The sequence below is a fragment of the Candidatus Obscuribacterales bacterium genome (assembly GCA_036703605.1).
Classification (GTDB): Bacteria; Cyanobacteriota; Cyanobacteriia; order RECH01; family RECH01; genus RECH01.
The window spans coordinates 1-8,521 of record DATNRH010000972.1 but is presented as its reverse complement, the minus strand read 5'-3'; the positions used below and the strand labels follow the sequence as shown (position 1 = coordinate 8,521).

Annotated in this window: 9 protein-coding genes; 4 read left to right on the top strand and 5 right to left on the bottom strand. The window is 51.2% G+C overall.

Going from position 1 to position 8,521, the window contains the following annotated elements:
• A partial coding sequence (locus tag V6D20_19965) for a DUF2283 domain-containing protein (GenBank protein HEY9818056.1) occupies positions 1–206 on the top strand: 206 nt, incomplete at its 5' end.
• A 964-nt stretch (positions 207–1,170) separates the two neighbouring features.
• Here V6D20_19965 and V6D20_19960 read toward each other — a convergent pair.
• The 4 genes from V6D20_19960 to V6D20_19945 all read right to left on the bottom strand — a co-directional run bounded on the left by V6D20_19960 (position 1,171) and on the right by V6D20_19945 (position 5,117).
• Positions 1,171–2,997, bottom strand: a complete 1,827-nt coding sequence (locus tag V6D20_19960; GenBank protein ID HEY9818055.1) for a diguanylate cyclase — start codon at positions 2,995–2,997, stop codon at positions 1,171–1,173.
• Positions 2,998–3,002: 5 nt separating this feature from the next.
• Positions 3,003–3,653 carry an MEDS domain-containing protein gene (locus V6D20_19955; GenBank protein HEY9818054.1) on the bottom strand — a complete coding sequence of 217 codons (651 nt, stop codon included), beginning with the start codon at positions 3,651–3,653 and terminating at the stop codon, positions 3,003–3,005.
• Positions 3,654–4,353: 700 nt separating this feature from the next.
• Positions 4,354–4,677, bottom strand: a complete 324-nt coding sequence (locus tag V6D20_19950; protein HEY9818053.1) for a hypothetical protein — start codon at positions 4,675–4,677, stop codon at positions 4,354–4,356.
• A 17-nt stretch (positions 4,678–4,694) separates the two neighbouring features.
• Positions 4,695–5,117 carry a heavy metal-responsive transcriptional regulator gene (locus tag V6D20_19945; GenBank protein HEY9818052.1) on the bottom strand — a complete coding sequence of 141 codons (423 nt, stop codon included), beginning with the start codon at positions 5,115–5,117 and terminating at the stop codon, positions 4,695–4,697.
• Positions 5,118–5,294: 177 nt separating this feature from the next.
• On the opposite strand from V6D20_19945, the gene V6D20_19940 reads away from it, so the two are divergent.
• Both V6D20_19940 and V6D20_19935 read left to right on the top strand, forming a co-directional pair.
• Positions 5,295–6,140 (top strand): glutaredoxin, encoded by an 846-nt coding sequence (locus V6D20_19940; GenBank protein ID HEY9818051.1) that lies wholly within the window; start codon positions 5,295–5,297, stop codon positions 6,138–6,140.
• Positions 6,141–6,251: 111 nt separating this feature from the next.
• Positions 6,252–6,425, top strand: coding sequence for a hypothetical protein (locus V6D20_19935; GenBank protein HEY9818050.1), 174 nt, complete (start codon positions 6,252–6,254; stop codon positions 6,423–6,425).
• A 110-nt stretch (positions 6,426–6,535) separates the two neighbouring features.
• On the opposite strand, the gene V6D20_19930 is transcribed toward V6D20_19935, so the two are convergent.
• Positions 6,536–7,408 (bottom strand): AraC family transcriptional regulator, encoded by an 873-nt coding sequence (locus tag V6D20_19930; GenBank protein ID HEY9818049.1) that lies wholly within the window; start codon positions 7,406–7,408, stop codon positions 6,536–6,538.
• Positions 7,409–7,549: 141 nt separating this feature from the next.
• Here V6D20_19930 and V6D20_19925 point away from each other — a divergent pair.
• Positions 7,550–8,521 (top strand): MATE family efflux transporter (locus V6D20_19925; protein ID HEY9818048.1); only part of this gene is annotated, 972 nt, incomplete at its 3' end.

Below are 8,521 nucleotides of genomic sequence, written 5' to 3'. Positions count from 1 at the left end.
TCAAATATGACCCTGACGTAGATGTGATTCGGATTACCCTCAAAGATGTAGAGATTGAAGAAAGCGATGAAGAAACCCCTGGCATTATCCTAGACTTTGACGCTAGCAGAAATGTCGTTGGCATTGAAATTATTCAGGCTTCCAAGCGGATTGATAACCCACAAGCTATTGAGTATATGATTACTCAGAGCGCAAGCGCTTCTTAGCACGACAGTGCGATCGCTGAACTTGTAGGGTGCGTTCCCTACTGCAACTCCTACCACCTCACGGATAGATTTTTGGGAACGCACCATGGTCGTAAATTCCTTGGTTGTCTGCGGTGGGTGATGTTAGTCCCCACCATGCCCATGAGTTCGCACATCCTTACGCGATCGCCCTTTTATCAGTCAGATAGAGAGCTTGCTTGCCAGTACATTTTCGGTCGTTAGGTTGGGGAGAGCGATCGCCCCCAGCCAAGAAGGTCTAGTTCATCCAGGTTTTGCAAAAAGCTTAAAAGTCCCGAAGGATGGTCTGTGTTGAGTGAGAGGGTGCTTACAATGGGCGTGTTGGTGGGAGTTGGGTGTCCCAGAAGGGGTTGTGGGGGCGATCGGCCAGAGCGTGTAGGCTAACACGTCGCTGCAACGGACTGACAGGGGCGATCGGTGGGTGTTCGATGCTGTCTGCCGCCGCACAACTTCATCGTTAGGAGGCACAAGCATGAGCGGGAACGTCTCTACATCGCTAATCACTCAAGCAGCAATACCAGGCATTGGTTTGGCTGCGGTTGGTTTCGCATGGTTGTACTGGGGAAAGTCGATCAGAGCAATACCTGCCACGCTGTTTAGTCTTGGTGTCGCACTCTTTTCGTTGATGCTACTTATCGTGCTTGTCTTCAGCACTCCGCTCGTCCATGAGCTGGAAGATTCCGTGTTAGTGATTTTGGGAGTGACACCACTTATTTACGTAGCATCATTGATCGGGTGCGTACGACTCGCTAACGTCCCCGCAGCAGGGTCAGCTATTTTCGGACTTCTTGGATTGCTTCCACTCTGGTTCCTCGGCGGCTTTGTAATTATGAGTTCTGTGTGCAGTTTTGGGACCGCCGGATGCTGACGAAGGTGCCGCCGAAAGCTTATTTGCCAGTATTCAAAGTTAGGTGGGAAAGCCTTGGTCTAACCATTAGTCGTTAGCCTAAGATCCGGGGGCAGAGATTTGTGGAAGATGGGCAGCAATGTCCACGCCATCTTGGTTGAAGATGTAGTAACGGTTTTTGCCAGTGAGTTTAGCCTGGTACATAGCCTGATCAGCTTGGTTTAGGAGCTGCTCAAAATCCACGACGTTTGCCTGAGGATAAAAAGTCACTCCCAGACTGGCTGAAACCTGTACTACCCATTCGTTTAACTGCACGGGTTGGGAGGCTGCCTCCAGCAGACGCTGAAAACTGGCCTTGCCTTGGTTGCAATTGAGCAGCACCGCAACAAACTCATCACCCCCCAAACGGGCAATGGTGTCTCCTTCGCGCAGGGCTTGTTTTAGGCGATGGGCAACGGTCACCAGCAACTGGTCACCAGCTTCATGGCCATAGGTGTCGTTAATCGCCTTAAAGCCGTCCAGATCGAGGTAAACCAGGGCCAGTTGCTGTCCTAACCGCTCGACTTGGGCCATGGCCTGATGCAGGCGATCGCCCAGCAGCATGCGATTGGGCAGGTGGGTGAGTCCATCGTAATACGCCAGATGTTCCATCCGCTGCTGGTGTTCTTTCAAGGCGGTAATGTTGGAAAAGAGGGCCACGAAATACTGAGGATGGCCCTGTCCATCGCGCACGGTGCTGAGGGTGAGCAGAGCCGCAAACCCTTCTCCGTTTTTGCAGCGGTTCCAAATTTCACCGCACCAATTGCCCTCTCCCAGCAGCGCCTGCCACATGTCGGCATAGAACTCGGGGGGCTGGCAGCCCGACTTGAGGATGCGGGGATTTTGGCCAATGGCTTCTTGGCGAGAATAGCCGGTGATCTGGCTGAAGGCGTCATTTACATCCAGAATGGTGCCCTGGACATCGGTGATAAAGATGCCTTCCCGAGCATGGGAAAACACCGTAGCGGCCAACTGCAGCTTTGCATCTGCCCGTTTGCGCTCGGTAATGTCGGTGATAAAGGCAAAGGCTCCCTGCACCTCTCCCCGGTTGTTCCGGAGGGTGGTGGCATGCACGCTGGTGTGAAGTTTGGTCCCCAGGCGGGTGATCAGCACCAGTTCGTAGTGGCGATGGTCGGTTACCGGAACGTGCGCTATTTTCTCCATAAACATCGAGCGATCGGCTTCATCCACCAGGTCTACCAGGGATTTAGCCAGCAATTCTGCCTGGGTGTAGCCCAGCATGGTGCAGAGGGCTTGATTCACTTCACTCAAGTTCATCTCGGCATCTAACAGCCAGAAGCCCTCGGAGGTGGTGGTCAGCAGGTTGCGATATTTTTCTTCACTGGCTCTTAATGCCGTTTCCAGAACCTCCCGCCGGGCAATTTCGGCCCTCAACAGGCTGGTGCGTTCCTCAACTCGCTGCTCAAGGTGGTTTAAGACTTCCGTCAGGCGGTTATTAGTGGTTTGCAAGTCATGCATGAACGCCCGATTCTCCAACACCGTGGCGACAATGTTGGCGATATTGCGAACATAGGGCTCGTACAGGATGAACTGATCGAGATCATCAATCACCAGGATCAGGTCGCCGTAGTGCTGACGATTGGTCGCCAACCGAATGTGGCGACGGGGGGAAGGGCTATCGACCTGGGGCGGGGGGGAACGGGTTGGATGCAGAAGAGTTTGAGAAACCGAAGGGGGAGCATCCGCTAGGCTGGCCGGATAGCATACCCCCTCAATGTCGATGGCCAGATCGCTGATGCCAGGTACTTCCTGCAGAGCACTTTGCAGAAACAGGGCGATCGCACCGATGTCCGAGAGCACATCCAGCAGACTAGGAATCACCAGCAAGCGCCCTAAAACCTCTGGACGAATTGAGGGGGCATTCATGAGATTTACGCTTCTATCGGTAACCCTTGACTGGCAAGGTATTCTCTGGCGGGCACGTAGTAGGGGTTACGGACAATCTGTCCTCGCACCACCATCACCGGGTGAACTTTCAAAACTTTAAAGATCGTGGCTCCGTCAAACTTGGTGGCATCGTACTGGCAAATGGCCGTCAGCGGATGGGTCTCGAACAAAAGATTGGTGCGGGCTTCGTATTCGATCAACCGTTCCGCCCCGGTAACGTCAGGCAACAATGCCCACGACATTTCCCCCGTCACCCGCAGCTCGTGGTGGCAATCAGCATGGCACTTGGCGTGCAGAGCCCGCAATTGCCTCAACATGTGCTCTGGGCTGAAGTGATTGTCCGGGCAGTAGACGTCTCGTGCCCGTTGAAAGAGGGTATTTGGCCGCTGGGCGGTGTCTGGAACCCGAATTCCCATGTCCGCCAGATAATCATCAACCATGTCATGGGTATCTACATCAGCAAAGTAGCCCACAAACTCGTCGGCATCCAATCCCTTGTTGATGAAGCGGGACATCACCTCATGCCGCTCATCATCATTGTTGAAGACGTAGCACATGTGGAGACCTAGCGGAAAACGTTCCGCGGTGAAGCCCATATCAACGTCTGGACTTTCAGTTTGATAGGTTGTCGTCATAACATCACCTGCTCAATGGTAAAAGCATTTGTTTGACCTTCAATCGGTCATAGGTTGATGCGTATCTATCCTTAGGATGCCCCTGGATAGAACTCTAGTGGCGGAACTTCATCTAGTGCAATAAAAGTTATTGGTTCTTACTTAGGGGGCAATCAGGGCACAGCGGTTAATCAGTCGAAGAATGAGGGTTCTAGCCTTTAGAACGATTACCAAAAAGGCCGTCCATGGCCTGAGCTATGGTGTCTGGATGGCAGTGCTTGCTCTGCAGCATGATCTGACTTTGATAACTCGCGCCGCTCATTTTCAAGAAGTGGAGAGTATGCAAACAGTAGCGTGGTGAGTAAAGCCGCAGCATAACAAGCCGGTCGGAGCGGAGCCGAAAGTCTCCGGTGCTGATGCAAAGATGTCTGGCAACCGCTCAACCGGAACGTTATCAGGTGGTCAGGCTCACGCCATGATACAAGTTAGCGATCGCACCTCAAACCCAATACTTTCTCGGGTTACTCGGTCACTGAACCAATTATGCTGCGAAAGAATTAGGTTGGGCAATGGTAGTCCGTCTTCCTCAAGAAAAAGCTGGAAACTTTCTTACCATTGCTAGCTGCTTTTTCGTAGCCACCGTCATACGTGCGATAGATTTGTTCTGGGAAATCGGGCAAATGCCCTAGATAACAGACATCCTAAATCCTCACGCTTGGATTTAGCGCTCAAACATTGAGGTATCAATTCCCAACACTTGCTGGTATTTCAAGTACAAAAAGGCAGTCAGCGTTTCCCAACTTTTTAGCTCATCGGCAAGCTGACCATATTCCTGGGGCATATCTGCAATTACTTGATCAGTTACCAAAGCCACCTGACTGATATCTAACCGACGATTTCTGGCAACCTGAAGAATAATGCCATCCAGCAGACGCTCAAAGGTCTCTTTTTCGACGGTTTGGGCAGACTCAACAGTTTTGATGACTTTAGCTACGACCCGGTCAAGTTCGCGTATAGCATTGCGGGAAGAGGTGGGAAGTTTCATAGACGTAGCCCTGAAATTCAATGAGTTAATGACACTGTCTCGATCAGCGGGCAAATGCCTCCGGGCTGAGGGCGGGGATGATGGGCAGCCCAGCGATCGCGATATTGCTCCAGGTCGGTCTTAAAAGCCACCATCTCTTGGATCTGAGCCTCGAGCTGCTGAATCTTGCCCTGCAAAAGGGATTGCACAAACTCGCAGGGCACATCGCCCCGGTGGTGCACCGTCAGCACCTCGCCAATGTCCTCCAGGGAAAACCCCAGAGATTGAGCTTTTTTGATGAATTGTACCTGGTGTACAGTTTCTGGAGGATAGTAGCGATAGCTGTTTTCACCCCGCTCAGACTGAATCAGCCCCAGACTCTCGTAATAGCGCAGGCCACCTACGGCAACGCCTGTCTGCTTTGAGACTTCGCCAATTTTTAAGCCGGTAACAACGGCCATAGGTTTTCTCTCCATAGACTCTCCTTTAACCTTAAACCTTTTAGCTGGCTATAGGGTCAAGAGCCAAAACAATCTTCGCTTTTTTGCAGTTGACCTATTGACTCTATAGCTCGCTGTAGACTTTAGGGTATGTTTATTCGAATTTTTGATGTCCTTTGGCCCTAGCAAGGTGAACCTATGACCACAACAATTACGACCAAACACAAAACCAATAGCGGGCTTCCGTCCTCTGTCACCCTCTACCGCATGTCTACCGCTGAGCACGAATGCCCCTGGGGTCTGCGAGCGGTGAATCTGCTCAACGAGAAAGGGATTGCCTTCGAAGATGTGCGTTTGACCACCCCCGAAGCCGTAGCTGATTTCAAAGCCCAGCACGATGTAGCAACGACGCCCCAGATCTTTTTTGGCGACCAGCGCATCGGCGGCTATACCGACCTGGCCGCCTACTTCGAAGTCGAGGCTGAAAAAGCTGACTACTCCTACACTCCGGTCGCGGCCCTGTTCTCTACCGCCGGACTCGTAGCGTTAGCCACATCCCTGGGCATTCCCGGCTTTATGGGCATTTCCCTATCCATGCTGGCCTCGCTTAAGCTGATGGATATCAACGCCTTTGCCGAAAGCTTTGCCAAGTACGACCTTATTACCCGGCGGTTTAAGCCCTACGGCAAGGTGTATCCCTTTGCGGAACTCGCGATCGCCCTTGGCTTTCTGTCTGGCGTTGCGCCCCTGGCCACGGGCATTGGCTCCCTGGTAGTAGGCGTCAGCGGCGCGGTGTCGGTGTTCAAAGCCGTCTACATCGACAAAATGGCCCTGAACTGTGCCTGCATTGGCGGCAATTCTAAAGCCCCGTTGGGCATCATCAGCTTTGCCGAAAACGCCATCATGGCGCTGATGGGCGCAACGCTGATCTTCTCTGCGGTGGGTATCCGTGAGGTTGAACCGCGGGCCGCACTGCCGCTTCAGGAAGCGGCGTTGGCGCAGCCTCTGGGGGCCAGAATCGCTCCGATTCTGGCGATCGAATAGCGGTGCCCAACGCATTCAATTTCATTCCCCTGGCATGATTGGGCGGCAGGCTAGTGAGTTGAACTACCCTAAAGGTAGGACTCGCTAGCCGAGCCTATGTTGTGTGGAGGTATGCATGAATCCCCCCCGGCTGACATCTCGCTTAATTGCCCTAGGGCTGATTTCGACATCCGTCGCCCTGACCGGATGCGCGATCGCCCCCAACACGAAGTTATGCACATGAAGGCGATCGACTGTTGCGAGGTGTCCCACAATGCGATCGCTTTGAGTCATCAGTTGAGTTAATTGATACAACTGGTGAGAGTGCAAAGTTCCAGTGGCGATCGGGGGGCGATCGCTCAGAGGTGCTGATTTTCCGAGCCGTGCTTGAAGGGTACTTGTGGGAGTGCGATCGCCTAATTCGTGCGGTAGGCTTTTGGAGTTACGCCTGTAAATTGTCGAAATTGCCTGGTGAAGTGACTATGGCTATCAAAGCCGCAAGACAGGGCAATCTCAATCAAAGATTGGTTTGTTTTTTTCAAGAGCTGCTTTGCTCGTTCGATCCGCTGTCGTAACAGATATTGATAGGGCGACACCCCCATCGATTGTTTAAATAAACGGCTGAAATGGGATTGGCTCATTTCAGCCACTTGAGCAAGATCAGCAAGTTTGATGTCTTGGTCTAAAGCATCATCAATATAGCGTGTGACTTGAAGCAACTTGCGATCGCCCAATCCACCTTCATACTGAGCGATAAGAAGATGAGTGGTTGAGTGATCTTGAAGCAAATTTACCACTAGGGCATTGCTCAACGACTCAACATATAAGCGTCCCATCCGACCATTCTGATGCAGTTCGGTTTGCAATAACCGCAACAGTTGCTCCAGTTGAGGGTTGCGAACCTGAAATGTGGGGACTATTTCCACGCGATCTGGATCGAGTTCGAGAGCTTCTTGAGCAACTTGCTGAAGAAACACTGAGGGAATTTGAACAGATAGGTAATGATCTTCACGTTCAGCCTGGAAGCCACTGGGGATGCTCGCTGGAGTAATGCAAAGATCACCTTGGCGATACAGTCCGACGTAATGGCAATCGCCCATACTCTGATAAATTCGATGGGGTTGAGCCGTCAGAGTCAAGCAAATAATCGGATCAGCTTCTGGCTTAACCTTTGTACTACCAGACGACTGCTGGTATTCTTCGACCAAAAGCTGCTCCCAACCTAAATTTTGACTAGAAACTATTGGCAATTTTGGATTTTGGTGGGTTAAGGAATGAGAGACTGCCATCGGTACGATTGCTCCTTGCAGAATTGAGAGCAGAATTTTGAAAATCCCAGAAGATTTTGATAGTTCAGACGTTTAAGCCTCCCTAGACTGTAATTGTAGCTGAATGAATTACAGATTGTAACGCTGGAGATTTTCCTGGGTATGTCAACCCTGAATACTTATAAATTGAGCATCCGTACAGAACTCAAAGCATTTCTACACCTAGCAATTCCTTTAGCCAGTGCCCAAGTTGCCCAACTTGCGACGGGTTTTGTCGATACCGTAATGATGGGGCATTTAGGGAAAGAAACCTTAGCCGCTGGAGCATTAGCCTCAATTACCTTCTTCTCAATCGTATGGACAACCAGCGGGGTTGTAATGGGTATCAGCCCCTTGGTGGCAGAAGCCTATGGAGCTGGTAATGAAACTCGCATTGGGCAAGTCACCCGGCAAGGAGTGTGGCTATCGTTACTGTTAACAATTCCAATTATGATTGCGATCGCTCATCTAGAAGTACTGCTGATTCAGCTAGGGCAAACTGCAACCACAGTGGAGTTGGCGCAACGTTATCTCGATATTATTCTGTGGGGCTTGTTTCCTGCTTTGGGCTTTGCCATGCTGCGAGGTGTGGTTTCAGCGTTATCTCAAGCTCGTCCTATTCTGATCATCGTGATTGCAGGGACAGGCTTTAACATCTTGGGTAACTATGCCTTGGGGTTTGGCAAGTTTGGGTTTCCCCGATTAGAACTAGCGGGGTTGGCTTTAGCCAGTGTTTTAACGCTGTGGGGAATGTTTGGGGCACTGGTTTTTTCCCTTTTGAGAAACGAACAATTTAGGAAATATCAATTCTTCTCGTATCTTCACCAAATCAAACCTCAAATACTTTGGCAATTGGTCAAACTAGGCGTGCCCATCGGGGTGTCTTATGCGCTGGAAGTGGGTGTGTTTACAGCAGTTAGCTACCTGATGGGAGTTTGGGGCACCGATGAATTAGCTGCCCATCAGATTGTGTTTCAAACGATCAATCTTCTTTTTATGGTGCCGTTAGGAATGTCGTTTGCGGCAACTGCTCGAATTGGTCAGTGGCTTGGGCAGCAACATATACCTGGGATGCGACAAGCTGGTTTTGTGAGT

What these genes read in the sequence shown, in the direction of transcription:
- V6D20_19930 (HEY9818049.1), bottom strand. Translation starts at nt 7,408, where the DNA reads ATGGCAGTCTCTCATTCCTTAACCCACCAAAATCCAAAATTGCCAATA.
- V6D20_19960 (HEY9818055.1), bottom strand. Translation starts at nt 2,997, where the DNA reads ATGAATGCCCCCTCAATTCGTCCAGAGGTTTTAGGGCGCTTGCTGGTG.
- V6D20_19935 (HEY9818050.1), top strand. Translation starts at nt 6,252, where the DNA reads ATGCATGAATCCCCCCCGGCTGACATCTCGCTTAATTGCCCTAGGGCT.
- V6D20_19940 (HEY9818051.1), top strand. Translation starts at nt 5,295, where the DNA reads ATGACCACAACAATTACGACCAAACACAAAACCAATAGCGGGCTTCCG.
- V6D20_19955 (HEY9818054.1), bottom strand. Translation starts at nt 3,653, where the DNA reads ATGACGACAACCTATCAAACTGAAAGTCCAGACGTTGATATGGGCTTC.
- V6D20_19945 (HEY9818052.1), bottom strand. Translation starts at nt 5,117, where the DNA reads ATGGCCGTTGTTACCGGCTTAAAAATTGGCGAAGTCTCAAAGCAGACA.
- V6D20_19950 (HEY9818053.1), bottom strand. Translation starts at nt 4,677, where the DNA reads ATGAAACTTCCCACCTCTTCCCGCAATGCTATACGCGAACTTGACCGG.